This window comes from Methylobacterium crusticola, assembly GCF_003574465.1.
GTDB classification, from domain to species: Bacteria; Pseudomonadota; Alphaproteobacteria; order Rhizobiales; family Beijerinckiaceae; genus Methylobacterium; species Methylobacterium crusticola.
Genome location: NZ_QOWC01000123.1, coordinates 1 through 25469, shown reverse-complemented (window position 1 = coordinate 25469; position 25469 = coordinate 1). Strand labels below are relative to the sequence as shown.

The window sequence follows — 25469 nt, the reverse complement described above, 5'->3', positions numbered from 1 at the left end:
GGCGCCGGCCTCGCCGCGCTCGCGGCCGCCGCGGCCGCGCCGCTCGCGGGTCTCCCCCGGCTCCTCGTCGGGCAGGGCGGACAGGTCGCCGTCGAGCCAGGCGATCGGCTGGCCGATGAGGGTCTCGATGGCGGCGAGGGACTTCTCGTCGCCGCGCCCGACCAGCGTCAGGGCCCTGCCGCTGCGCCCGGCCCGGCCGGTGCGGCCGATGCGGTGGACGTAGTCCTCGGCGTGATGCGGCACGTCGAAGTTGAAGACGTGGCTCACTGCCGGGATGTCGAGGCCCCGGGCCGCGACGTCGCTCGCCACCAGCAGGGGCGTCTCGCCGGAGCGGAACGCGTCGAGCGCGGCCATGCGGGCGCGCTGGTCCATGTCGCCGTGCAGGGCCGCGACGTTGAAGCCGTGGGTCGCCAGGGACTTCTGGAGCTGCGCGACGTCCCGCTTGCGGTTGCAGAACACGAGGGCGTTGCGCAGCTCCTCGGCGCCGCGGATCAGCTTGCGCAGGGTCTTGCGCTTCTGGTGCCCCTCTGGGCCGGTCGCGACGAGGCGCTGCTCGATCGTCGCCGCCGTGGAGGCCGGGCGGGCGACCTCGATCCGGACCGGGTTGTGCAGGAAGTCGTCCGCCAGCCGCTGGATCTCGGGCGGCATGGTGGCGGAGAAGAACAGCGTCTGGCGCGTGAACGGCACCAGCTTCACGATGCGCTCGATGTCCGGGATGAACCCCATGTCGAGCATGCGGTCGGCCTCGTCGATGACGAGCAGCTCGACGCCGGTGAGCAGCAGCTTGCCGCGCTCGATGTGGTCGAGCAGCCGGCCCGGGGTCGCGATCAGCACGTCGACGCCGCGGGTGATCTTGACGTCCTGGTCGGCGAACGAGACGCCGCCGATGAGGAGCGCCACGTTGAGCTTGTGGTTGCTGCCGTAGCGCTCGAAGTTCTCGACCACCTGCGCGGCGAGCTCGCGCGTGGGTTCGAGGACGAGCGTGCGCGGCATGCGCGCCCGCGCCCGGCCCTGCTCGAGGCGGGTCAGCATCGGCAGCGTGAAGGCCGCGGTCTTGCCGGTGCCGGTCTGGGCGACGCCCAGGACGTCGCGGCGGGCGAGCACGTGCGGGATGGCTTGGGCTTGGATCGGGGTCGGCGTGGTGTAGCCCGCCGCCGTGACGGCCTGCAGGACCTTGTCGCTTAAACCCAGTTCGGCGAATGACATTCTGAAGAGAACCGTTGCGCGCGGGCAAACCGGCCGGCGCGGGGAAATCCGGTGCCGCAGCGGCTCGGATGCAAAGTGGTTCCACACCCTGTCCCGCGCCGGATGCGCCGCGTGGGACGTTCGTGCCACTGCGGCATCGCGAGGGTGCGCGACCGCCCGCAGGACACGCCTGATGCACGGCCGTTTGTCAAGTGCTGGCGGGTGCTTGTGCCGCCGGAAAGCGCCGGGCGGGCGCTCCTCAGGGGCGACGCGGCGCCGCGCAAGGGTCGAGCCGCACCTGTGCGGCGGCCGGTCCGAGCGAGCCGGTCACCTCCGGCTCGACGGGCGCGCGCAGGCCCGCGGTCGCGGAGAAGCGCGGGGCGGCCGCGGGCCGGCTCCGCTCGGCCATGTATTGCGTGGCCCCGAGGGACGTGACGACGAGCAGCGCGGCAACCTTCCACGTCCGCGAGAGCAGCGAGCGAGCGTGCGGGGCGCGGCCGGCCGGTGTCATGCGGGGAGCGTCCTCGGTTGATGTGCTGGCATTCATCCTGCGACAGCATGGTTAACGCTAAGTGACCAGCGAAGCGTCGATTTTTTTGATCCCGGCGATTCCATCTTCATCTTTCGTTGACGGGTCCGGGGGTAATCCATTGTCTTGTTGCAGGAAAGCGACAGACCGGACGATCGACCGGGGATAGAACCGCGCCGGCTACCGCCAACCAGGACCAGTGAGAAATGAAGACGAGCCTCCTTGCCACCGTGGCCCTCGCGGGCCTGACCGTCGCCGCCTCGGCGGCCGATCTGCCCCGCCGCGCGGCGCCCCCGGTGTTCACGCCGGTCCCGGTCTTCACCTGGACGGGGTTCTACGCCGGTTTCAACGCCGGCTACGGCTTTGACGCCAGCGACAACAACAACCGCGCCACCGTGATCGGCGTCGGCCCGGCCACCGGCCTCGTCGCTCCGGGCACCTCGCAGGTGATCGCGTTCGGCGGCCGCAACAGCACCGACGGGTTCGTGGGCGGCGGCCAGATCGGCTACAACTACCAGTTCACGCCGGGCTCGGGCTTCGTGGTCGGCATCGAGGCCGACGCGCAGTACGTCGACTTCGGCCGCGACCGCAACCGCTTCCTGGCCACCGGCCCGCTGGCCGCCCAGCAGATCTTCAACCCCAACGGCCTCTCGGGCCTCGACTTCTTCGGCACCGTGCGCGGCCGTCTCGGCTACGCCTGGGATCGCACCCTGGTGTACGCCACCGGCGGCTTCGCGTACGGCAGCGGCGGCGGGCGCGAGTTCGGCCTGCCCAACCGCTCCAACGACGACTTCCAGACCGGCTGGACCGTCGGCGGCGGCGTCGAGTACGCCCTGCCCACCGACTCCTTCCTGAACTTCTTCCGCTCCAACGCCGTGACGGTGAAGGTCGAAGGCCTGTACGTGAACCTCGACCGCGGCACCGGCCTCAACGGCGCCTTCGCGGTCAACAACGCCGGCGCCATCATCTCCACCTCGAGCCCGGGCGTGGTCGTGGTCAGCGCCGGACAGACCCGCCGCGACACCGAGTTCGCCGTCGTCCGCGCCGGCCTCAACTACAAGTTCGGCACCTACTAGGACGCCGAGCGCGCGGGGCCGGGTCCGGTCCCGCGCGATCCGGCCCGGGCGGCGCTTCCCCCCGCCCGGTCCCGCAAACAAAGCAGAACCCCGATCGGAAGCCCGGCCGCGAGGCCGGGCTTTCTCGTTTTCGCGCTCCCGCGTCCCGGGTCTGGGCCCGGGCGGCCGGCGCCGGCCGCCTCGCCTGGCCCGGGGGCCGCCCCCGGGCCCCGCGCCCCCGCGGGCCTACCCGGCGGGGGCGCCGGCGGCCTTGGCCTCGCGGCGGCGGGCGTGGAGCACCCACTCGGTGTAGCCGTTCGGCTGCACCCGGCCCTTGAGCACCAGGTCGCAGGCGGCCCGGAAGGCGGGGCCGTCGAAATCCGGCGCCATGGCACGGTAGAGCGGGTCGCCGGCGTTCTGGCGGTCGACCACCTTCGCCATGCGCTTCATCGTCTCCATCACCCGCGCCTCGTCCACGACGCCGTGGTGGAGCCAGTTGGCGATGTGCTGGGACGAGATGCGCAGGGTGGCCCGGTCCTCCATCAGCCCGACGTCGTGGATGTCGGGCACCTTCGAGCAGCCGACGCCCTGGTCGATCCAGCGCACGACGTAGCCGAGGATGCTCTGGGCGTTGTTGTCGAGCTCCTGCTGCACGTCGTCGGGCGCGAAGTTCGAGCGGGCGAGCGGGATCTGGAGGATCTCCGAAAGGGCCGAGCGCGGCCGGCGCGCCAGCTCCTCCTGGCGGGCCTTCACGTCGGTCTCGTGGTAGTGCAGGGCGTGGAGCGTCGCCGCGGTCGGCGAGGGCACCCAGGCCGTGCTGGCCCCGGCCTTCGGGTGGGCGCCCTTCTGCATCAGCATGTCGGCCATCGCGTCGGGGGCGGCCCACATGCCCTTGCCGATCTGCGCCCGGCCGAGGAGCCCGCAGGCGAGGCCCACGTCGACGTTGTTCTCCTCGTAGCCCTTGATCCAGGGCGTCGCCTTCATGTCGTTCTTGCGGATGACCGGCCCCGCCTCCATTGCGGTGTGGATCTCGTCGCCGGTGCGGTCGAGGAAGCCGGTGTTGATGAACACCACCCGCTCCTCGGCGGCCTTGATGCAGGCGGCGAGGTTCACCGTGGTGCGGCGCTCCTCGTCCATGATCCCCATCTTGAGGGCGTTGCGCTCGAGCCCCAGCATCGCCTCGACCCGGCCGAACAGCTCGACCGCGAAGGCGACCTCCTCGGGGCCGTGCATCTTGGGCTTGACGATGTAGACGGAGCCCTTGCGGCTGTTGCGGAAGCCCGACTCGCCCTTGAGGTCGTGGATCGCGATCATGGCGGTCACGGCGGCGTCGAGCATCCCCTCGGGGATCTCTGCGCCGCTCCCGTCCAGCACCGCGTCCGTGAGCATGTGGTGGCCGACGTTGCGCACCAGCATCAGGGAGCGCCCGGCCACCGTGACCTCGCCGCCGCCCGGCGCCGTGTAGTGCCGGTCCGGGTTGAGCCGGCGCTCGAAGGTCCGGCCGTCCTTCCGGACGTCGGCCGAGAGCGTGCCGTTCATCAGGCCGAGCCAGTTGCGGTAGACCGCGACCTTGTCCTCGGCATCCACCGCGGCGACGGAATCCTCCAGGTCCATGATGGTGCTGACCGCCGATTCCAGCTGGATGTCGGCGACGCCCGAAGCGTCGAAGCGGCCGATGCGGTGAGTGCGGTCGAGGACGATCTCGACGTGCAGCCCGTTGTGGCGCAGGAGCAGGGCCGAGGGGCTGCCGGCGCGCCCGCGGTAGCCCGCGAAGGCCCCGGGCCGGGCGAGCGGGATCGTGTCGCCGGTGTTCATGTTGCCGACGAGCCGGCCGTCCTCCACCGCGTAGGTGACGACGTCGGCGTGGCGCCCGCCCGCGAGGGGCACCGTGCGGTCCAGGAAGGCGCGGGCGCGGGTCACCACCCGGGCGCCCCGGGTGCGGTTGTAGCCGCCGCCCCGCGTGGCGCCCCCCTCCTCCGAGACCGCGTCGGTGCCGTAGAAGGCGTCGTAGAGCGAGCCCCAGCGGGCGTTGGCGGCGTTGAGGGCGTAGCGCGCGTTCGAGACCGGCACCACGAGCTGGGGCCCGGCGATCGTGGCGATCTCGTCGTCGACGTTCTCGGTCCTGACCGTCACCGGTCCCGGATCGGGCAGCAGGTAGCCGATCTCGCGCAGGAAGGCCTCGTAGCCGGCCGGGTCGAGGGGCCGGCCGGCCTGCTCCCGGTGGTAGGCGTCGATGCGGTCCTGGATCGCGTCGCGCTTGGCGAGGAGCGCCCGGTTCCTCGGCGCGAGGTCGCGGACGATCGCGCCCAGGCCCCCCCAGAACACCTCGGGCGAGACCCCGGTGCCCGGCAGCGCCTCCCCGACCACGAAATCGTGGAGCACCTGCGCGACCGACACGCCACCGACCGTCTTGCGATCCATCTCATCCTCCCGGCGGCCAGCCCGTCCCGCGCCGCGCGCCGTCCTTAACAGGCGATTGCAGTGCCAGAAAGGCGTCGCGCGCGCGCCGGGGCCGCCCCGCCGCCCCGGGCCGGGGACGGGCCGAGGGATGAACCCACGTGACCAAAACGTAATCCGGCCCGGCACGGAAATCGCGCAAAACCCGGAGGACTGCCCGGTGACAAACCGGCGGCCTCCTCCCATCTCCGTGAGGCCGGGCCGGGTCCGCCCGCCGGTGTCCAGAGGAGTACGGCTCCATGAACAGCGAAGAACGCGACGTCATCAACGGCATATTCCAGCGTCTGGAGCAGGCCGCGCAGCAGCCCCGCGATGCCGACGCGGAGCGCTTCATCGCCGACAAGATCCGCGCCCAGCCCTACGCACCCTACGCCCTGGCGCAGCTCATCTACGTCCAGGAGGAGGCGATCAAGAGCCTCAACCAGCAGCTCGAGCAGGCCCGGACCGAGATACAGCGCACGCAGGGCGGGGCCGGCCAGGGCTCGGGCGGCGGCGGCTTCTTCTCCAGCATCTTCGGCGGCGGCGGCCGGCCCGAGCCCCAGCCCCGTCCGGGCGCCTGGGGCGGCCAGGGTCAGGGCGGCCAGCCCGGCTACGGCGGCGGCCAGCCCGGCTACGGTGGGCAGCCGGGCTACGGCGGTCCCCCCGGCGCTCCTCCCGGCTACCCGCCCCAGCAGGGCGGCCCCTGGGCCGGCCAGCAGGCGGCCCCGCAGCGCGGCGGCGGCTTCCTGGCCACGGCGCTCCCGATGGCGGCCGGCGCGGCGGGCGGCATGCTGCTCGGCAGCGCGCTCAGCAACGCCTTCGCGGGCGGCCACTCCTCGCTCGGCAGCCTCGGCGGCGGCCTTGGCGGGGCGGGAGCCGCCGGCGGCACGGTGGTGGAGAACAACTACTTCGGCTCCGACGCCCCGCAGGGCGGCGAGGATTTCGGCGCGCCTCTCGGCGGCAGCGGCGGCGGCGACTACCAGGACGCCTCCTTCGACAGCGGCGACGGCGGCGGCGGGGACGACGACTGGGTCTGAGCCGACCCCTCGCCCGCTCACCCCCGCCGCGGCCCGTCCCGCGGCGGGATCGTCCCGCGGCCGGCCGGGGGCGGTCCGCTCCGGAGGGGGGCGGTCCCCCGCCACCGCGGCGCCGGCCGCGCGCCGGTCGAGAGCAGTGGCGGTGCGCGGCCGCGCGCCCCGCCGCTACAGCACCATGACGGTGGCTCCGACGGGGACGCGCTCGTAGAGGTCGACCACGTCCTGGTTCATCATCCGGATGCAGCCGGAGGAGACGGACTGGCCGATCGTGTGCGGCTCGTTGGTGCCGTGGATGCGGTAGAGCGACGAGCCGAGGTAGAGCGCCCGCGCGCCGAGCGGGTTCGCCGGCCCGCCCTCCATGTGCCGCGGCAGGTCGGGACGGCGGCGGAGCATCTCCGCCGGCGGCGTCCAGTCCGGCCATTCCCGCTTCATGCTCACGGTCTTCAGGCCCGACCAGGAGAAGCCCGGGCGGCCGACGCCGATGCCGTAGCGGATCGCCCGCCCGCCGGGCTGGACGAGGTAGAGGAAGCGCGACGGGGTGTCGATCACCACGGTCCCGGGCCGCTGGCCGCCATCGTAGGCGACCTCCTGGCGGGCGAAGCGGGGATCCGGCGCGCGGGCGAGGCCCTCGGCCTCGGCGGCCTCCGGGAGCGCGGCCAGGCGCGTCTGCGGGCGCGCCGCGACCATCGGGTCGGGCGCCCAGCCGGTCGTCACGAGGTCGCCCGAGCGCAGGCCGGGGCGGGCCGGCGCGCCGGCCCGTGCGAGCAGCGTGCCGTCCGGCGCCACCGGCGCGGGGCGCAGCGGCCGGGCCACCGCGGACGCGTCGCGCCCGGTCATCAGGAACTCGATGAAGCCGCCCCCGTAGGCGCCAGGGGCCGGGCTCCCGGCGGCGCCCTGCGCCAGCCCCGGCCCGGTCCCGGCAAGTACCGCGACGAATGCGGCCAGCCCCACCCCGCGCACGTCCATCCCACACGCTCCCCTGGTTCCCGGCGGCGCCGGCGCGCCGCCCGCTCCTTCCGGCCAGGAGAACCACGGGGCCGGGACCGGCGCCGTGAAGAAACGTGGTGAGGATTTCGCTAAAGCCTTGGTGCGAATCGTGAATTCGCCGGTAGCGTGAATCCTTCCTCACTCGTCGCGGCCCATCCGGCCGGAGCGCCCCGGGCATTCAGCAAATCGCAATCAATGTCGGCGACATTGCAACGGGTTGGCCGTGCGACGCGGCCGCGGTTGCAGGCTCTCCAGGCACCATGAAGAACAAGCGCTTCCGCATCGAAGACAGTCTCGGCGTCGCCTACGCTTGCGTCGAGACGGCAGCACCTCCGCCCGCCGCCGACGACCGGATCTCCGAGATCCTCGCCACGGTCAACGAGCTGAAGCGCCTGACCCAGACGACGACCGGCGACGTGATCGAGGCCTGCCGGCGGGAGATCACCGAGGTGTACGGGCTCAAGCACGAGCTCGACGTGATGAAGGCGGCGATCGGCCGGACGAAGCACGAGATCGCGGTGCTGCACCGCCAGGACTACGACGGCAAGGGCGTGCGCCGGGCCGCCGGCGAGCTCGACGCCGTGGTCGACGCCACGGAGCGCGCCACCACGACGATCCTGGCGGCCGTCGAGGACATCGAGACCCAGGCCACGGCCCTGCGCGCGAACAGCGCCCTCAAGGACCGCTCCGGCGTCGACGCGATCCTCGAGCGCACCGTGGTGCTGTACGAGGCCTGCAACTTCCAGGACCTGACCGGCCAGCGCATCAGCAAGATCGTCAGCGTCCTGAAGTTCGTCGAGGACCATATCGACCGGATGATCGACGCCTGGGGCGGGCTCGACGCCTTCAAGGACCTCATCGGCGAGGGCGGCGGGGTCGACGTCGACGACGAGAGCAGCCTGCTCAACGGCCCGAAGCTCGCCGAGGATCCCGGCCACGTCGACCAGACCGACATCGACGCCCTGTTCGACTGACGGCCGCGCCGGCCGCCGGCCCGGGATGGCCGCTCCCGCGGGCTTCGCCCACTGCGGCACCTTTCCTCCGGCGGCGCGGCCCCTTACATCCCGCCCATGAGCCGCACCCCCGGGACCGACGTGCCGCCCGACGCCCTCGACGCCCTCGAGGACGACGAGGCGGTGGATGCCCTCGACGCCTCGCCCGAGATCGATTTCGACCTCGACGCCGGCGCCGGCCTCGTCCAGGCCGGCACCGCGGTGATCCGCCGCTTCTGGGCCACCCTGCCGAGCGCGCCCGGCGTCTACCGGATGCTCGATGCCAAGGGAGACGTGCTCTACGTCGGCAAGGCCAAGAACCTGAAGAACCGGGTCGGCTCCTACGCCCGGGGCCAGGGGCACACCAACCGCATCGTCCGGATGATCGCCGAGACGGCCTCGATGGAGTTCGTCACCACGGCGACGGAGACCGAGGCCCTCCTCCTCGAAGCCAACCTGATCAAGCAGCTCAAGCCCCGCTTCAACGTGCTGATGCGGGACGACAAGTCCCTGCCCTACATCCTGCTCACCGCCGACGGGCCCGCCCCCCAGCTCGTCAAGCACCGGGGCGCCCGGCGCCGGGCCGGCCACTATTACGGTCCCTTCGCCAGCGTCTGGGCGGTGAACCGCACGGTGAACGCCCTCCAGCGCGCCTTCCTGCTGCGCTCCTGCTCGGACAGCTACTACGAGAACCGCACCCGGCCCTGCCTGCTCTACCAGATCAAGCGCTGCTCGGGCCCCTGCACCGGGGAGATCGCGCCCGACGACTACGCCGGGCTGGCCGCGGAGGCCAACGGCTTCCTGTCGGGCAAGTCCAACGCCGTGAAGGAGCGGATGGCCGCCGAGATGCAGGCCGCCTCCGACGCGTGGGAGTTCGAGAAGGCGGCGCGCTACCGCGACCGCATCGCGGCCCTCGCCGCCATCCAGGGCGTGCAGGGCGTCAACACGCAGGGGATCGAGGAGGCGGACGTCTTCGCCCTGGACGAGCAGGCGGGGCAGTTCTGCATCGAGGTGTTCTTCTTCCGCAACTGGCAGAACTGGGGCAACCGGGCCTACTTCCCGAAGGCCGACCGCAGCATGAGCCCCTCGGAGGTGCTGGCCTCGTTCCTGGCCCAGTTCTACGACGACAAGCCGGCGCCGCGGCTGGTGCTCGCCTCGCACGAGATCGAGGATGCCGAGCTCCTCGCGGCCGCGCTCTCGACCAAGGGCGACACCCGGGTCGAGATCCACTCGCCCCGGCGCGGCGAGCGCCGCGGCCTCGTCGAGTACGCGGCCCGCAACGCCCGCGAGGCCCTCGCCCGGCGCCTCGCCGACACCGCCTCGCAGGGCAAGCTCCTGGCGGCCCTCGGGGCCTCGTTCGGGCTGGCGCGGGCGCCCCGCCGGATCGAGGTCTACGACAACTCGCACATCATGGGCACGAACGCGGTCGGCGCCATGATCGTCGCCGGGCCCTCGGGCTTCATGAAGACCCACTACCGCACCTTCACGATCAAGTCCGAGGAGGTGAAGCCCGGCGACGATTACGGCATGATGCGCGAGGTGCTCCAGCGCCGCTTCGCGCGGCTCGTCAGGGAGGCGCCCCGGGCGCCCGCCCGGGAAGGCGACGCCCCGGGGGCGGCCGGAATCTCCCCCGGGATGCCGCCCGAGCCCGCGGGCGCCGACCCGGACGCCGAGGCGTTCCCGGCCTGGCCCGACCTCGTGCTCATCGACGGCGGCCGGGGCCAGCTCGACGCGGCGCGGGCGGCGCTCGCGCAGGCCGGCGTCTCGGACGTCCCCCTGGTGGGCATCGCCAAGGGCCGCGACCGCGATGCCGGGCGCGAGACCTTCTTCGTGCCCGGCCAGGCGCCGTTCCGGCTGCCGCCGCGGGATCCCACGCTCTACTTCGTGCAGCGCCTGCGCGACGAGGCCCACCGCTTCGCCATCGGGGCGCACCGCGCCAAGCGCAAGCGCGAGATGGTCCGCAACCCCCTCGACGAGATCCCGGGCATCGGCCCGACGCGCAAGCGCGCGCTCCTGCACCATTTCGGGACCGTGAAGGCGATCCAGCGCGCCGCGCTGGAGGACCTCGCCAGGACCCCGGGGGTGAATGCCGCCACCGCCCGGGCGGTCTACGACTTCTTCCATGCCGCCCCGTGAGCCGCACCATGACGACGGCGCGGTTGACGGGCCCTCCCCCCGCGTGGTTTCACCCCCGGCGATGAACGTGGTCCTGCCCCGGCGCCGGTCGACGGCCCTGAACCTCGCCAACCTCCTCACCTACGGCCGCCTGGTCGCGGTGCCCGTGGTGGTGGCGCTGCTGTTCTGGCCGCAGGACGAGACCGCCCGCTGGCTCGCCCTCGCGGTGTTCGTGGTCGCGGCCATCACCGACTACCTCGACGGCTACGTCGCCCGCACCTACGCCCAGAGCTCGGCCCTCGGCCGGATGCTCGACCCCATCGCCGACAAGCTCCTGGTGGCGGCCTGCCTCTTGATGCTGTGCGCCGACGGCTCGATTCCCGGCTGGTCGCTCTGGGCCGCCATCGTGATCCTGTGCCGGGAGATCCTGGTCTCGGGCCTGCGGGAGTACCTCGCGGAGCTCAAGGTCGGCGTGCCGGTGAGCCGGGTCGCCAAGTGGAAGACCGGCGTGCAGCTCGTCGCCCTCGGCTTCCTGATCGCCGGCCCGGCGGGGGAGCGGGTGCTCGCCGGCACCGGCACGGTCGGCCTCGTCCTGCTGTGGCTCGCCGCCGCCCTGACCCTCTACACCGGCTGGGACTACATGCGCTCCGGCATCCGCCACGTGATCGACGACGATACGCCATGAAGCTCGTCTACTTCGCCTGGGTCCGGGAGCGGATCGGCCGCCCGGAGGAGAGTCTCGACCTGCCGCCCGAGGTGGCCACGGTCGGCGACCTCGTGGGCTGGCTCAGGGCGCGGGGCGAGGAATACGCCTCCGCGTTCGAGACCGAGGGCGTGGTCCGGGCCGCCGTCGACCGGGTCCACGCCAAGCCCGACACGCCGCTCGCCGGGGCGGGCGAGGTGGCGTTCTTCCCCCCCATGACCGGGGGGTGAGGCCCCCCCGGCCCGGCGCCGGCCCCGGACCGCCCGATCGCCGCCGCATATACCCAGGGGGAGTTCACGGGAATTTTCCCCGCCGGGGCCTTCCCTGTTTTCCGGCCCGTCGTCATGATCCTCCCGCAAAGGGGAGGAAGCAGATGGCACGCCTGACGATGCCGGTCTCCGCGCTCGCGCTCTGCCTGGCGGCCACGGCGGCGCCCGCGCAGCAGGTCAAGGTCGGACCGGTCCTGTACCACTGGGGCACCTGCGAGGCGTCCGGCGCGGTACCGTACCCGCCCAACAGCTTCGGCGACCGCTTCCTCGTCGTGGACGACGAGAACAACGTGGTCCGGCTCTACAAGGCCGACGAGAGCGGCGCGGCGCTCGCCCTCAAGCGGGCCGACCTCGGCAAGCATCTCGGGCTCCAGCAGGACGACGACGACAAGAAGGCCGATTTCGAGGGCGCGGCCTGGCTCGGCAACGACCTCTTCCTGATCGGCTCGCACAGCCGCCGCAAGGGCGGCAAGCTCAGCCCGTCGCGCTCGCAGCTCGCCGCCATCACGGTCACGGGCGCGGGCCGCGACGAACTCGCCCTCGATCCCAAGGGCGCGGCCTATCACGGCCTGCACAAGGCCTTCGCGGCCCTCGGCCCCCTGCTCTCCGAGCGCATCGGCCTCGAGGCGAAGGAGCAGGAGGACCTCGACCCGAAGCGCAAGGGCTTCAACATCGAGGGCCTGGCGGCCCGGCCCGACGGCGCGTCGCTGTGGATCGGCCTGCGCAACCCCCTGTCGCCGGACGGCGACGCCATGGTGGTGGCGTTCGAGAACCCGGGCGAGGTCGTGGCGAGCGGCGCGGCGCCGCGGCTCGGCGCCCCCGTCACCCTCGACCTCAAGGGGCGGGGCATTCGCGACATCGCCTACGTGCCGGCCGCGAAGTCCTACTACGTCGTCGCGGGTCCCTCCGGCGGGGGCGGCGAGCCCTTCGACCTCTACCGCTGGTCGGGCGAGGCCGGCGCGGCCCCGACCCGGGTGCCCGGCGCCGCGGCGGCCTTCGCGGCGATCCCGGACTTCCAGCCGGAGGCCGTGCTGCCGAACGCCGCCGGCGACCGCGTGCAGGTCCTCAGCGACGACGGGGACGCGGTGCTCAAGGACGGCAGCAAGGACCAGAAGTGCGAGGACGCCAAGCGCCAGCGGCGCTTCCGCAGCGTCGTCCTCGACCTGCGCTGAAGCCCCGCGGGCGTCGACGCGCCAGGGCCTCCTTCCCGGGGCGAGCGGATCGCGCGCCTGCCCGCCGGGCGCCCGCCCGGGCGCGGACGGCATTCTCCCCGGAGAAGGTCATGCGCCGCCGGCCGTCCCGGGCCTGACGCCTCCCAGCGCGCGCCGAGCGCCCCGTCGGTCGCGCCGGGCTCGGCCGTCCGCGCCGCGCGGCCTGACAACTTTGACGCATTGCGGGATCGAAGCGCGGCCTTTGACGTTCAGTCTTAGTCATCTCTCGATGCGGAGCTGTACCGTGGCCGGACTTCATGCTCTCGTGGACGGGCACGAGCGATCCCGCGCAGTGATACTTAGCCAAGATGGACCCGAAATCAGACGCACGATCTCTACGAGCGAAGACATCGACGCCGCGGAGAAGCTCAGCGCCGACCAGCAGCAAGCCTACGCGGCGGCCGGAGAGACCGCCCTCAACCAGTGCCTCGGCCGGCTCGACGCCGAGGACCGCGAGGCGTTCTGGTTCGCGGTCTGCCGCTGCTACAACCGGCCCTACAATCCGCCGGAGGCGCTGCCAGTCGCGGCGATCCCGGCGGCCCACGTGATCGGAGCCGCCCACCCGTGCAGCTAGACGAGCAGGTCCACCGGGTGCTCACGGCCTCGCAGCAACTCGCCGGGCAGGTCGCGCTCCTGGGCTGGGCGGTGCAGCTCGCCTGGCTGGAATGGTGGACGCAACCGGTGGTGGACGCGGCGAGCGCCCACGCGGCCTGGCTCAGCCGGCAGGCGCGGCGGGACCGCCTGGTGCGCCGGGGCGTGCCGGACCATCTCGCGCGCGAGGGTCTCAGGATCGTCTGAGCGGGGCTCGGGACCGGCGCCTCCCGGCGTTCCGTGCCCCGCCGGCGACCGCGCTGGCGCGTCGTGCCGGCCCGCAAATCGTGTGACGCCTCGTGAAATGACCCTTAAGGTAAGGTCGGGACGCCGCGTGCGGGGGCTCGCCTCATGGAACCGCTGTTCTCGGCCAGTTGCGACCTCGTCGGCTGGATCACGGTCGGCAAGGCCATCTGGGACAACCAGATGGCGTACGTCGCCTACATTGCGGGCGATCACGCCTGGTCGAGCGAGACGGACGCCTGGCTCGGGCCCGTCGACGGCACGACCTGCATGGACCGGTCCGGGCGGCCCGTGGCCTGGAGCCCGGCGCGGGCCGTCGGGGGACGCAGCGCCCCGATCGCCCCCGCGCGGCCGATGCGGCCCGCGCGGCCGATGACGCCGATGCGCCCGATCGCGCCGAGGCGGCCGCTGTTTCCCGCGACGCCGGGCGGCGGCTGGTCGCAGCTGGATTTCGGTGCCTGGCTCGCGGGCTGACCGCCCGTCCGGGCCCGCGGCCCCGGGCCGGGCGGCCGGCGCGGACGTAGAGCGCGCCGCGACGCCGCCGCGCCGCCGGCGGGCGGCCGAGGGGCTGTCCCTCCACATCCTGCCCGCGGCCGGCACCATGGTGGGCATCTGCACCACGCTCATCGGCCTCGTGAAGGTGGTCGAGGACCGCATCGGGCCGAGCCACGTGGACGAGTATGCCGGCCTGGCCGCCCTGCTGTTCCTGGCGAGCGCGCTCACCTCCTACCTCGCCATGCGCGGCGCCACCGGCGCCGAGATGGGCGGCCGGCTGGAGCGGATCGCCGACCTGTGCTTCGTGCTCGGCCTGATCAGCCTGTCGCTGATCGCAGTCCTGTTCGCCTACGAGACGATCTGACCCGGCGCGGCTTTGCCGCCAGGCGCGGCTTCGCTGCCAGGCGGGCGCCGGGCGCTGGCGGCCGGCGCGCGATGGGTTAAGCTCGGGCCGGCGCCGCCCCGGCGCTTCCTGTTGCCGTCCGGAACCGTCAGGCCATGCGGGTGATCGCTCTCGTCCTCGTGGGAACCCTCGCCGCGGGCTGCGCGGCGGGCGCCGCCGAGGAGCCCTACGCCCCGGCCGAGGCCGTGTCGGCGGCGGCCATCCTGAGGAAGTGCACCGGCGGCCGGCTGGCCGAGTACCAGAAGGGCGCCTGCCTCGACGACGCCGCGAAGGATCTCGGCGCCCGGCTGAAGGCCGAGGTCGCCCGCAAGGTCGCGGCGATCGACGCGGTGGGCAGCCGGGCCCCGAGCCCGGGCAGCCTCGCCGGCCGCGAGGACGCCGACAGCTGGAGGAAGGCGTTCCTGGCGGCCCAGAAGGCCTGGGAAGAGTACGACAGGCTGCACTGCGACAGCATGTACGATTATGACTATCACGGCGGCTCGAACGCCGGGCAGTTCGCCTCGATGTGCAGGATCCGGCACCTCGTCGCGCGCATCAACGAGATCCGGGGCTGACCGGACGTGAACGGACCGGGCCCGCGTCCCGCCGGGCGGGACTGCGCCGTTGACGCAGGGTGATGTCGCGGGTTAGTCGCCCGGGCGGCGCGCGCCCGTCGGACGACCGGTCCCCGGCCGGCGCCGCGGGATGCCGTCGCGGGGCCGCGGCAGGCCGCGGCCGGCAGCCGCGCCGACGCGCCACGCCCCACCGAGAGAGCTCCCGCCCCCGTGAAGCGCGCCCTGTTCCAACTCCACTGGTTCCTCGGCCTGACCGCGGGAATCGTCCTCATGGTGCTCGGCGTCACGGGGGCGATGCTGACCTTCGCGGACGAGATCATGGCGGTCCTCAGCCCCGGGATCGTCACGGTGGCGCCCCGGGCGGAGCCCCGGCTCACGCCGGACGCGCTCCTGGCGCGGGTCCGGGAGGCCGCGCCCGGCCGGCGCGTCGCCCTCCTGACGCTGTCGGGGGAGCCGGACCGGGCCGCCCGCGTCCGCTTCGCGCTCGAGGGCGGCGGGCGACGCGAATCGACCTACGTCGATCCCTACGACGGGCGCGTGCTCGGGCCGGCGCGCGGCGAGGCCGCGTTCGGGGTCGTCCTGCGCCTGCACCGCTGGCTGACGCTGCCCGGCGACGGCAACGGCTACGGGCGCCCGATCACGGGCGCCTGCCTCCTCGCCCTCCTGTACCTCGCGCTCTCGGGCCTCTACCTGCGCTGGCCGCGGCGGGCCGGCGACTGGCGGGTCTGGCTCAAGCCCGCCCTCTCGCGCCCCGGCCGGCCGCTCTACTGGTCGCTGCACGTCGTCGCCGGCACCTGGGTGCTGCTCGTCTACCTGACGATCGCGCTCACCGGGCTGTGGTGGTCCTACGGCTGGTACCGCGACGGCGCGAGCTACCTCCTCACCGGCCGCATCCCCCGCGCCGAGGAGCCGCCGCGCGCCGAGGCAAGCCCGGGGGCCGAGGGAAACCCGGGGGCCGAGCGCCCGCCGGGGCGGCGGGAGGGCGGGCACGGCGCGGCCGTCCCCCTCGACCCCGCCTTCGCGGCCTTCGTGGCGGCGACGGGGGACCGCTACGCCGAGGCCCTCCTGGTGCCCCCCCGCGAGGCCGGGCCCGCCATCCGGATCCGCGCGGTCGCCCCCGACGCGCCGCACCGCCAGGCCCGCGACGAGTGGCGCATCCGGGCCGACGGCACCGTCGAGTCCCGGGACCTCTACGCGGCGCGCGCCCTGGGCGAGCGCCTGACCGGCAGCGTGCTCGCCCTGCACGAGGGCCGCTTCTTCGGCCTGCCCGGCACCCTCCTGTTCATGCTGGCCGCCCTGGCGATGCCGCTCTTCGGCGTGACGGGCCTGCTGCTCTACCTCGGGCGCCGCCGCGGCCGCCGGCGCGCCGCGGTGCGCGCGGCGCGCCCGCCGCGGGAGCAGGCCCGCGAGTTGCCTTCCGGTCCCCTGAGGCATTAAGCGCACGGTCGGCAGGGCCGCGCCGACCGCCGCAGAGGGTGCCGCATGATCCGCAACGACGTCTCCATCACGCCCGACCTCGTGCGCCAGCACGGCCTGACCGAGGACGAGTACCGGCGCTTCGTCGGGCTGATCGGGCGCGAGCCGACCCTCACCGAGCTCGGCATCGTCTCGGCGATGTGGAACGAGCACTGCTCCTACAAGTCGTCGCGCCTGCACCTGAGGACGCTGCCGACCCAGGGGCCGTGGGTGATCCAGGGCCCGGGCGAGAATGCCGGCGTCATCGACATCGGCGACGGGCTCGCCTGCGTCTTCAAGATGGAGAGCCACAACCACCCGAGCTTCATCGAGCCCTACCAGGGCGCGGCGACGGGCGTGGGCGGCATCCTGCGCGACGTCTTCACCATGGGCGCCCGCCCGATCGCGGCCCTCAACGCCCTGCGGTTCGGCTCGCCCGACCATCCCCGCACGCGCCACCTCGTCTCCGGTGTGGTGGCGGGCATCGGCGGCTACGGCAACTCCTTCGGGGTGCCGACGGTGGGCGGCGCGGTCGGCTTCCACCCCCGCTACGACGGCAACATCCTGGTCAACGCCATGGCGGTGGGCCTCGCCCGCACGGACGCGATCTTCTACGCCGCCGCGACCGGGGTGGGCAATCCGATCGTCTACCTCGGCTCCAAGACCGGGCGCGACGGCATCCACGGCGCCACCATGGCGTCGGCGGCCTTCGACGCCTCCTCCGAGGAGAAGCGCCCGACCGTGCAGGTCGGCGATCCCTTCGCCGAGAAGCTCCTGCTCGAGGCCTGCCTGGAGCTGATGGCGTCGGGCGCCGTGATCGCGATCCAGGACATGGGCGCGGCGGGCCTGACCTGCTCGGCCGTGGAGATGGGCGCCAAGGGCAACCTCGGGGTGGAGCTGAACCTCGACGCGGTGCCGACCCGCGAGCCCGGCATGAGCGCCTACGAGATGATGCTCTCCGAGAGCCAGGAGCGCATGCTGATGGTGCTGAAGCCCGGCATGGAGCGGGAGGCCGAGGCGATCTTCGTCAGGTGGGGCCTCGATTTCGCGATCATCGGGCACACCACCGACACCCTGCGCTTCGTCATCCGGCACGGGGGCGAGACCGTGGCCGACCTGCCCATCAAGGAGCTCGGCGACGAGGCCCCGCTCTACGACCGGCCCCACCGCTCGAACGCGCACCACCCGGTGCTCGCCGCCGAGGCCGTGCCGGCGCCGATGCGCAATGTCGACGCCCTGAAGGCGCTCGTCGGCTCGCCCGACCTCGCGTCGAAGCGCTGGGTCTGGGAGCAGTACGACCACTTCATCCTCGGCAACACGGTGGCCAAGCCCGGGGGCGACGCCGCGGTGGTGCGGGTCGAGGACGGGCCCAAGGGCCTCGCCCTCACCACGGACGTGACGCCGCGCTACTGCGAGGCCGACCCGGTGGCGGGCGGCCGCCAGGCGGTGGCGGAGGCCTGGCGCAACATCACGGCGGTCGGCGGCCGGCCCCTCGCCGTCACCGACAACCTGAACTTCGGCAACCCCGAGAAGCCCGAGGTGATGGGGCAGCTCGTCGGCTGCATCCAGGGCATCGGCGAGGCCTGCCGCGCCCTCGACTTCCCGGTCGTGTCCGGCAACGTCTCGCTCTACAACGAGACCGAGGGCGTCGGCATCCTGCCGACCCCGACCATCGGCGGCGTCGGCGTCGTCGACGACGTGCGCAGGATCGCGACGCTCGGCCTCAAGCGCGAGGGCGACGCCCTGGTGCTCATCGGCGCGACGCAGGGCTGGCTCGGGCAATCCGTCTACCTCGCCGCGCTCTGCGGCCGCGAGGAGGGCGCGCCCCCGCCCGTCGACCTGGCGGCGGAGCGCAAGAACGGCGACTTCGTGCGCGGGCTCGTCGCCGCGGGCCTCGTCGACACCGTGCACGACCTCTCGGACGGCGGCCTCGCGGTGGCGCTCGCCGAGATGGCGATGGCGGGCGGCATCGGCGCCGTGCTGCCCGAGTGCCCGCTCCCGATCCCCTGCCACGCCTACCTGTTCGGCGAGGACCAGGCCCGCTACCTGCTGGCCGTGGAGGCCGACACCGTGGCGGACCTCCTCTACAGCGCGAGCGCCCAGGGCATCGACGCGGCCGTGATCGGCGTCACGGGGGCCGATTCGTTGACCCTGCCAGGCGACGAGACCATATCGGTGGCGGACCTGCGCGCGGCCCACGAGGGGTGGCTGCCGCGCTACATGGCGGGCCCGGCCGCGGACGCGGCGGCCTGAGCCGAAGGAGACGATTCCATGCCGATGGACGCGCGCGAGATCGAGGCGATGATCCGCGAGGCGCTGCCCGACGCCCAGATCGAGATCCGCGACCTCGCGGGGGACGGCGACCACTACGCCGCCACCGTGACCTCGGCCGCCTTCCGGGGGAAGTCGCGGGTGCAGCAGCACCAGATGGTCTACGGCGCCCTCCAGGGCCGCATGGGCGGCGTGCTGCACGCGCTTGCGCTGACGACGGGCGTCCCGCAGGATTGAGGGCATGCGCGGCGAGCCGGCCCATGGACCAGACCACGCTCCACGACGAGGACGTCGTCTCCCGGGCCGGGCCCCGCCCGCGGCGCGACATGGTCCGGACCCGCCCCGCGCGTCGCCCCGCGCCGCCGGCGGCGTCCGCACCGGGGCCGCCCGAGGCCCCGCCCCTCACGCTCGAGCAATCCCCGGCGACGCCCTGCGGCGCCGGGACGAGCCCCGTTCGCCGCGCCGCCTCGCTGGACGAGGCGGCGCGGCGTCGCCCACAATTCCCGCTCCCCGATCAGGATGATCAGACATGACCGACGTCAACACCCGCATCGAGACCGAGATCAAGTCGCAGGACGTGGTGGTGTTCATGAAGGGCACGCCGCAATTCCCGATGTGCGGCTTCTCGGGCCAGGTGACCCAGATCCTCAACTACCTGGGCGTGCCCTTCAAGGGCGTGAACGTGCTGGAGGACATGGAGATCCGCGAGGGCATCAAGGCCTATTCCAAGTGGCCGACGATCCCGCAGATCTACGTCAAGGGCGAGTTCGTGGGCGGCTGCGACATCGCCCGCGAGATGTTCCAGTCCGGCGAGCTGCAGCAGCTCCTGACCGAGAACGGCATCGCCACCAGCACCGCGGCGGCCTGAGCCCCGTCGCCAGCACCGCGGCGGCCTGAGCCCCGTCGCGCGGCGCTCGTGAGGAGCGCCGCGCGAGGCTGGCGGTGCGCGCGGTGCGGGCGGGCGCGCCCTTTTTCGCGCCGTGGGCGAACCCGCGCGGTGTCCGCGCGTCTACCCGCGAGGGTGCGGCAGCGGCGGAACTCCATGCGTGACGTCATCATCGTCGGCGGCGGGCCCGCGGGCCTGAGCGCCGCCCTCATCCTCGGGCGGTGCCGGCGCGCCGTGCTGCTCGTCGACGCGGGGCATCCCCGCAACGCCGTGACCCAGCACATGAACGGCTTCCTCAGCCGCGACGGCTGCCCCCCGGGCGACCTGCGGGCGCTCGCCCACGAGGAGCTGGCGCGCTACGAGACGGTGGAGCTGCGGGCGGGCGACGTGGTCGACGCCGCCCGGGAGGAGGACGGCTTCGCGGTCGTCCTCGCCGACGGGCGCCGCGAGCGCGCGCGGCGCCTCGTGCTCGCGACCGGCCTGCGGACCGAGCTGCCGGCGCTCGAGGGCTTCTCCGAGTTCTGGGGCCGCGGCGTCCACCACTGTCCCTACTGCGACGGCTACGAGAACCGCGACCGGCCCGTGGCAATCTACGGCCCAGCCGCCGCCGCCAAGGGCCTCGCCCTCGAGCTCACCGCCTGGAGCCGCGACCTCACCCTCTGCACCGACGGGCCGGCCGACGACCTCACGCCGGAGGATCGGGGCCGGCTGGAGCGCCTTGGGATCCGCCTGGAGGAGCGCGCCGTCGCCCGCCTCGAGGGGGAGGACGGCCGCTTGGCGCGGGTGCGCCTGCGCGACGGCGACAGCGTGGCCTGCGCGGCCCTGTTCTTCACCCCGGCCGCCTGCGAGCCCTCCCGCCTGGTCGCGCGCCTCGGCTGCGAGCTCACCGCGAAGGGCACCGTGCCGACCCGCGACTACGAGCAGACGAACGTCCCGGGCCTCTTCGTGGCCGGCGACGCTTCCCGCCGGGTGCAACTCGCCATCGTGGCCGCCGCCGAGGGCGCCATGGCGGCCTTCGCGATCAACACCGAGCTCCTGCGCGAGGACACCCGCTGAGGCGGCAGGCCGGCGGCGGGCCCGTAGCTCGGCCGTAGCGCGGCGCCGGGCCCCGGGCGGGGCGGGAGCCCCGCGCGCGAACGGATCCGGACGGCGCGATCGGCCCGCCTGCCCCGCGGTTGAGGCGCCCTCCACGGCCGGGGCGCCCGGCCCCGGGTGGCCCTCCGGAGCCGGATCGGGCACCGCCGGCGGGCAACGGGATCGCCGGTTGCGGCGTTGCCCGCATGGATCCGCGTCCCCCGGGCGCCGCGCGTCCGGCGGCGCCCGGGCGCGGCCCGGCACCCGGCGCGGACGACCCGAGAGGCCCCATGGCTCCGACCGTTCATCCCGAGACACCCCGCGTCGCCGTCGCCTGCGGCTGCACGCTCGGCGAGGAGGCGATCTGGGACGCCCGCACCGGCACGCTCCTGTGGGTCGACATCGAGGACCCGGCGGTCTGGTCCCTGGCGCCCGGGAGCGGCGAGACCCGCCGCCTCGCGCTCCCCGAGAAGCTCGGCTTCGTCCTCCTGACGCCGGATCCCGGCGTGGTCGTGGCCGGCTTCAAGTCGGGCCTCGCCACCTTGCGCCTGGCGGACGGGACGCGGAGGGACCTCCTGCGCGTCGAGCCCGACCGCCCGGGCAACCGCCTCAACGGCGGACAGGTCGGGCACGACGGCGCCGTCTACTTCGGCAGCATGGACGACGCCGAGGCGGAGGCGACCGGCACCTTCTATCGCTGGGACGGGCGGCGCCTCGACGCCTTCGGCGGGCGCAGTTCCGTCACCAACGGCCCGGTCGTCGGGCCCGACGGGCGCCGGCTCTACACCACCGACACCGCGGGCGGCGTGATCCGCGTCCACGCCCTGGAGGACGGCCGCCCCGGCGCGCCGGAGCCCTTCGTCCGCTTCGAGGAGGGCTGGGGCAAGCCGGACGGGATGACCATCGACGCCGAGGACCACGTCTGGGTCTGCCATTACGGCGGCTCGCGCATCACGCGCTTCGCGCCGGACGGCCGCATCGAGCGCATCCTGCCGGTGCCGACCGCCCTCGTCACCAAGTGCACCTTCGGCGGGCCCGACCTGACGACGCTCTACATCACCACCTGCCGGCGCGGGCGCGACCCGACCCTCGACCCGATGGCCGGCCACCTGTTCGCGCTCGAGATCGGCATCCGCGGCCTGCCGCCCCGCCACTTCGACCCGGAGGCGGTCTCCGACGCAAGCTGAGCCGGAACGCCGGGCAAGCTGAGCCGCGCAAGACTGCGCCGCACCATCGAATCCGCGTGCGGTGCCGCACATCGCTGGTTCGCGGATCGCATTAGCACCTTTGAAACCGGCGAACGAAGCTGGCACCGCCTTTCGAAGTGTGGCGACAACTTTTTCTTGCGTCGCCACCTCGGAAGCGGAACTGTCCGAATCGCTCGCCGTTATTGAGTCTCAAGCGTGAGTTTGCGTATCCCACCAACCACGGGCCGCGGGTCCGGGGGAACGTCATGTCCGATTTCGACGCAAGGCATCTCGACGACGCGGACGGCCTCGCCCGTCTGGCCGAGATCCTTCATCCCAGCAAGGCGGCGCGGAGCGACGCCCGGTCCCGCGGGCGCCGGCGCTGCGCCGGGGGCTTCGCCGTGCCCGTGAAGCCGGCCGCGGCGGCCGTGCTGCCGGCCCAGGCCGCCCAGGGCGCCTGACGGCCGCCGAGCGGGGCCCGCGCCCCGCTACCACGCCTGCGTGGTGATCAATCCCTTGCTCGTCACGACGACCCAGGTCCTGCCGCGGCGCTCGATCGCCTCGATCCGGCCGGCGCCGGGCAGCGAATCGCCCGGGCTGATCTCGAGGAGCCGCCGGTTGCGGTTCTCGATCATCGCCACGCCGTCGTAGACGTCGCGCAGCACCCAGCCCTCGATGGTGCCGGGAGCGGCGGGCCTCGCCTTCGCCTCGGGCCGGTCCGGCAGGCTGCCGGTCAGGGCGGGCTCGGCCGCCGCGACGGGCTTGGGCGCCGGCAGGGCCGCGACGGGCGCGGGGCCCTGGGCCGGAGCGGGCCGCTTCTCCAGCCTGTCAGCGAGCGCCGCCAGGCGGGCGGCCTGCTCGCGGTCGGCGTGGTCGAGGCGCTCGCCCAGGGCCGCGACCTTGCCGCCGAGCTCCGTCTCCAGGCGCTGAAGGCGTTCGAGGCGCTCGGCGATCTGGCCGAGGCGCGCCCCCGCCTCCGTCCGGCCGCGCTCGGACGCCTCGTGGGCCTCCGCGGAGCGGTCGCGCAGGAGCTTCACGTCGGTGACGAGGCGGGCCGCGTCGGAACTGCCGGCCTCGATCCGGGCCGCGAGGGTCTTCCACTCGGCCCGCGAGACCGCCGGCTGCGCCGGCCCGGGATGCCTGCCGAACAGCGCCGCCGCCGCCCCGCCCCCGAAGGCGCCGAGGCAGAGCGCCCCGAGCAGCCCGGCGATCACCGGGGGCTTCAGCCGCAGCCGGAAGGCCCGGCGCGCCGGCGCAGCCGCCCGGGCCGCCGCCACCGCGTCCTTCAGCAGCGCCGCGGCGCCGGGCGCCGCCGCGTTGGCCGGTGCGCCGGCCCCGTCCTTCTGATCCTGCATGACGCGCGCTTCCTCGAAACCAGGAAGCTTTCGGTAACGATGTTTGTTTACCGAAAAGTTAGCGTGCGCGGCCCGCCGCTCAGGCGGCGAGACCCCGCTTCCTCAGGAGGGGCGCGATGCTCGGCAGGCGCCCGCGGAAGGCCGTGTAGGCCGCCCGCGCGTCCCGCAGGTTGCCGGCCCCGTAGACGTATTCCCGCAGGCGCGCGGCGGTGTCGGGGTCGAAGATGTCCCCGGCCTCCCGGAACGCGTCGAAGGCGTCGGCGTCCAGGACCTCGGACCAGAGGTAGCTGTAGTACCCCGCCGCGTAGCCCTCGCCCGCGAAGATGTGCGCGAAGTGGGGCGAGCGGTGCCGCATGGCGATCTCGGACGGCATGCCGATGCGCCTGAGGGACTCGGCCTCGAAGGCCGGCACGTCGAGCCCCGCCTCGGCCTCGCCCGACAGGTGCAGGTCGAGGTCGACGATGGCCGAGGCCGCGTACTCGATGGTGGCGAAGCCCTGGTTGAAGGTGCGGGCGCCGAGGAGGCGCTGCAGGAGGTCCTCCGGCATCGGGGCGCCGGTCTTGTAGTGGCGGGCGTGGGCGCGCAGCACCTCGGGCTGCTCGAGCCAGTGCTCGTAGAGCTGCGAGGGCAGCTCCACGAAGTCGCCCGCCACCGCGGTGCCGGCGAGCAGCGGGTAGGTGACGTTCGACAGGAGGCCGTGCAGGGCGTGGCCGAACTCGTGGAACAGCGTGCGGGCGTCGTCGAAGGAGAGCAGCGACGGCTCGCCCTCCCCGCCCCGGGCGAAGTTCATCACGTTGACGATGATCGGCGTGATCTCGCCGGAGAGCCGCTCCTGCGACCGGAAGGCGCTCATCCAGGCGCCCGAGCGCTTGCTCGGCCGCGCGAAGTAGTCGCCGAGGAAGAGCCCGACCGTGCGGCCGTCCCGGTCGCTGACCGCGAAGGCCCGCACGTCCGGATGGTAGCGCGGGACCTCCGGCAGCTCCGAGAACGAGAGCCCGAACAGGCGCTGCGCGGTGTCGAAGGCCGCGGCGATCACTCCCTCGAGGGGCAGGTACGGCTTGATCTCGCCCTCGTCGAGGGCGTGCTCCCGGCGCCGCAGCCGCTCGGCGTAGTGGCGCCAGTCCCAGGGCGCGAGGGCGAAGCTGCCGCCCTCCTCCCGGATCATGGCCTGGAGCCGGTCGCGCTCCTCGCCGGCGCGCCGCCGGGCCGGGGCCCAGACGTCGCGCAGGAGCGTCAGGGCGGCGTCGGGGCTGCCCGCCATGGTGTCGGCGAGCTTGAACGCCGCGAAGGTGGCGTAGCCGAGGAGGCGCGCCCGCTCGGCCCGCAGCCGCATGGTCTCGGCGATGATCGCGCGGTTGTCGGTCTCGCCGCCGTTCTCGCCCCGGCGGATCCAGGCCGTGTAGGCGCGCTCGCGCAGGTCGCGGCGGGTCGAGAAGACCAGGAACGGGTCGATGAGGGAGCGCGACAGGGTCACGACGTGCCGGCCCGGCATCCCGCGCTCCTCCGCGGCCCGCGCGGCGGCGGCCCGCAGGAACGGCGGCAGGCCGGCGAGGTCCTCCTCGCTCTCGAGCACCAGCGTGAAGGCGCTCTCGTCGGCGAGCAGGTTCTGGCTGAACTGGGTGCCGAGCGCGGCGAGCCGCGCCGCGATCGCGGCGAGCCGCTCCTTGGCGGGCGGCGCGAGGTCCGCGCCGGCGCGGCGGAAGAGCGTGCGGTAGCGCTCGAGCACCCGCGCCTGCTCGCCCGACAGGCCGTCCTCGCCCACGGCCGAGACCCGCGCCCAGAGGTCGGGATTGAGGAAGAGCGCGCTGCGATGGCGCGCCAGCCGCGGCGCCATGGCCCGCTCCACCGCCTGGAGCTCCGGGTTGGTGTGGCTGCCCGTCAGGTTGAAGAACGTCGAGGCGACGCGCCGCAGGGCCTCGCCGGACAGTTCCAGGGCCTCCACCGTGTTGGCGAAGCTCGCCGGCGCGGGGTTGCCCGCGATGGCGTCGATCTCCTCCACGTGCCGGGCGAGCGCCCGGTCGAAGGCCGGCTCGAAATGCGCGGGGGTGATCCGCTCGAACGGCGGCAGGGCGTGGGGCGTGGTCCAGACCGGCTCCGCGAAGGGATCGGCCGCGTGCTCCGCCGTGACGGCGCTCATGCTGGTGCTCTCTGTCGGATTGGGGGGCATGGCGCGACGATAGCCCTCGGGGCCGGGCGCGCAAGCGGGCGCGGGGCCGGCCCGACGGCCGGGCGCCGACGGGCCGGATGGAATGGAACGGTCACGCTTGGCGGGCCGTTGAGGTCGCGAGCGAGGCCGCGAGGGGGTGGGAAGCGCGATGCCGGTCCGGTTCCTGTTCGCCGCGGGCCTCGTCCTCGCGGCCCTGCCGGCCGGCGCGCAGGTGCCGCTGCCGCCCGAGCGCCCGGCCGACGTGCCGGCGGGACCGGCGCCGGGCGCCG

The 25469-nt window shown here is 73.8% G+C and carries 25 protein-coding genes; 19 read left to right on the top strand and 6 right to left on the bottom strand.

Going from position 1 to position 25469, the window contains the following annotated elements; genetic code table 11:
* Window positions 1–1206, bottom strand: a 1206-nt coding sequence (locus DT057_RS24665; protein ID WP_162501494.1) for a DEAD/DEAH box helicase, incomplete at its 3' end; no start/stop codon positions are given.
* Window positions 1207–1444: 238 nt separating this feature from the next.
* Window positions 1445–1696, bottom strand: coding sequence for a hypothetical protein (locus DT057_RS24660; RefSeq protein ID WP_128564746.1), 252 nt, complete (start codon window positions 1694–1696; stop codon window positions 1445–1447).
* Between the two features lie 224 nt (window positions 1697–1920).
* Here DT057_RS24660 and DT057_RS24655 point away from each other — a divergent pair, with 224 nt between their 5' ends.
* Entirely contained in the window at window positions 1921–2790 is an 870-nt protein-coding gene (locus tag DT057_RS24655; protein WP_128564745.1) for an outer membrane protein, read from the top strand.
* A 225-nt stretch (window positions 2791–3015) separates the two neighbouring features.
* Here the strand turns inward: DT057_RS24655 and DT057_RS24650 are convergent, their stop codons facing one another.
* Window positions 3016–5190, bottom strand: coding sequence for a malate synthase G (locus DT057_RS24650; RefSeq protein WP_128564744.1), 2175 nt, complete (start codon window positions 5188–5190; stop codon window positions 3016–3018).
* A 275-nt stretch (window positions 5191–5465) separates the two neighbouring features.
* Between DT057_RS24650 and DT057_RS24645 the strand changes: the two genes are divergently transcribed.
* On the top strand, window positions 5466–6242 hold the full coding sequence (locus DT057_RS24645) for a DUF2076 domain-containing protein (protein WP_128564743.1): 777 nt from the start codon (window positions 5466–5468) through the stop codon (window positions 6240–6242).
* Window positions 6243–6407: 165 nt separating this feature from the next.
* Here DT057_RS24645 and DT057_RS24640 read toward each other — a convergent pair whose 3' ends face one another.
* On the bottom strand, window positions 6408–7208 hold the full coding sequence (locus DT057_RS24640; protein ID WP_128564742.1) for a L,D-transpeptidase: 801 nt from the start codon (window positions 7206–7208) through the stop codon (window positions 6408–6410).
* 281 nt (window positions 7209–7489) lie between these two features.
* On the opposite strand from DT057_RS24640, the gene DT057_RS24635 reads away from it, so the two are divergent.
* The 17 genes from DT057_RS24635 (at window position 7490) to DT057_RS24560 (ending at window position 22139) form a co-directional block, all read left to right on the top strand.
* Complete coding sequence (locus DT057_RS24635) at window positions 7490–8203, top strand: chemotaxis protein (RefSeq protein WP_128564741.1); 714 nt, start codon at window positions 7490–7492, stop codon at window positions 8201–8203.
* A gap of 96 nt (window positions 8204–8299) precedes the next feature.
* Entirely contained in the window at window positions 8300–10357 is a 2058-nt protein-coding gene (uvrC, locus tag DT057_RS24630) for an excinuclease ABC subunit UvrC (protein WP_128564740.1), read from the top strand.
* A gap of 61 nt (window positions 10358–10418) precedes the next feature.
* Entirely contained in the window at window positions 10419–11021 is a 603-nt protein-coding gene (pgsA, locus tag DT057_RS24625; protein WP_128564750.1) for a CDP-diacylglycerol--glycerol-3-phosphate 3-phosphatidyltransferase, read from the top strand.
* On the top strand, window positions 11018–11269 hold the full coding sequence (gene moaD / locus DT057_RS24620; protein WP_128564739.1) for a molybdopterin converting factor subunit 1: 252 nt from the start codon (window positions 11018–11020) through the stop codon (window positions 11267–11269). Before pgsA ends, moaD begins: the two co-directional genes overlap by 4 nt.
* A 143-nt stretch (window positions 11270–11412) precedes the next feature.
* Window positions 11413–12480, top strand: coding sequence for a DUF3616 domain-containing protein (locus tag DT057_RS24615; RefSeq protein ID WP_128564738.1), 1068 nt, complete (start codon window positions 11413–11415; stop codon window positions 12478–12480).
* A 331-nt stretch (window positions 12481–12811) separates the two neighbouring features.
* Entirely contained in the window at window positions 12812–13093 is a 282-nt protein-coding gene (locus tag DT057_RS24610) for a hypothetical protein (RefSeq protein WP_238313629.1), read from the top strand.
* Window positions 13084–13317 carry a hypothetical protein gene (locus DT057_RS24605; protein ID WP_128564737.1) on the top strand — a complete coding sequence of 78 codons (234 nt, stop codon included), beginning with the start codon at window positions 13084–13086 and terminating at the stop codon, window positions 13315–13317. Before DT057_RS24610 ends, DT057_RS24605 begins: the two co-directional genes overlap by 10 nt.
* A 144-nt stretch (window positions 13318–13461) precedes the next feature.
* Window positions 13462–13827 (top strand): 4-fold beta flower protein, encoded by a 366-nt coding sequence (locus DT057_RS35610; RefSeq protein ID WP_162501493.1) that lies wholly within the window; start codon window positions 13462–13464, stop codon window positions 13825–13827.
* A gap of 127 nt (window positions 13828–13954) precedes the next feature.
* Window positions 13955–14212: a hypothetical protein gene (locus DT057_RS24600; protein WP_238313656.1), complete on the top strand. Its 258-nt coding sequence runs from the start codon at window positions 13955–13957 to the stop codon at window positions 14210–14212.
* A gap of 134 nt (window positions 14213–14346) precedes the next feature.
* On the top strand, window positions 14347–14805 hold the full coding sequence (locus DT057_RS24595) for a lysozyme inhibitor LprI family protein (RefSeq protein WP_128564736.1): 459 nt from the start codon (window positions 14347–14349) through the stop codon (window positions 14803–14805).
* Window positions 14806–15015: 210 nt separating this feature from the next.
* Entirely contained in the window at window positions 15016–16242 is a 1227-nt protein-coding gene (locus DT057_RS24590) for a PepSY-associated TM helix domain-containing protein (protein WP_238313631.1), read from the top strand.
* A 45-nt stretch (window positions 16243–16287) separates the two neighbouring features.
* Entirely contained in the window at window positions 16288–18513 is a 2226-nt protein-coding gene (gene purL / locus DT057_RS24585; protein WP_128564735.1) for a phosphoribosylformylglycinamidine synthase subunit PurL, read from the top strand.
* A gap of 18 nt (window positions 18514–18531) precedes the next feature.
* The gene (locus tag DT057_RS24580; RefSeq protein WP_128564734.1) at window positions 18532–18768 is read left to right on the top strand and encodes a BolA family protein; all 237 of its coding nucleotides are present in this window, start codon (window positions 18532–18534) and stop codon (window positions 18766–18768) included.
* 292 nt (window positions 18769–19060) lie between these two features.
* Window positions 19061–19399: a Grx4 family monothiol glutaredoxin gene (gene grxD, locus DT057_RS24575; protein WP_128564733.1), complete on the top strand. Its 339-nt coding sequence runs from the start codon at window positions 19061–19063 to the stop codon at window positions 19397–19399.
* A gap of 174 nt (window positions 19400–19573) precedes the next feature.
* Window positions 19574–20473, top strand: coding sequence for an NAD(P)/FAD-dependent oxidoreductase (locus tag DT057_RS24570; protein ID WP_128564732.1), 900 nt, complete (start codon window positions 19574–19576; stop codon window positions 20471–20473).
* A 308-nt stretch (window positions 20474–20781) separates the two neighbouring features.
* Window positions 20782–21678 carry an SMP-30/gluconolactonase/LRE family protein gene (locus DT057_RS24565; RefSeq protein ID WP_128564731.1) on the top strand — a complete coding sequence of 299 codons (897 nt, stop codon included), beginning with the start codon at window positions 20782–20784 and terminating at the stop codon, window positions 21676–21678.
* 266 nt (window positions 21679–21944) lie between these two features.
* Window positions 21945–22139, top strand: coding sequence for a hypothetical protein (locus DT057_RS24560; protein WP_128564730.1), 195 nt, complete (start codon window positions 21945–21947; stop codon window positions 22137–22139).
* A gap of 27 nt (window positions 22140–22166) precedes the next feature.
* On the opposite strand, the gene DT057_RS24555 is transcribed toward DT057_RS24560, so the two are convergent.
* The gene (locus DT057_RS24555; protein ID WP_128564729.1) at window positions 22167–23033 is read right to left on the bottom strand and encodes a hypothetical protein; all 867 of its coding nucleotides are present in this window, start codon (window positions 23031–23033) and stop codon (window positions 22167–22169) included.
* A 79-nt stretch (window positions 23034–23112) separates the two neighbouring features.
* Window positions 23113–25170: a M3 family metallopeptidase gene (locus tag DT057_RS24550; RefSeq protein ID WP_128564728.1), complete on the bottom strand. Its 2058-nt coding sequence runs from the start codon at window positions 25168–25170 to the stop codon at window positions 23113–23115.
* Between the last annotated feature and the right edge of the window lie 299 nt (window positions 25171–25469).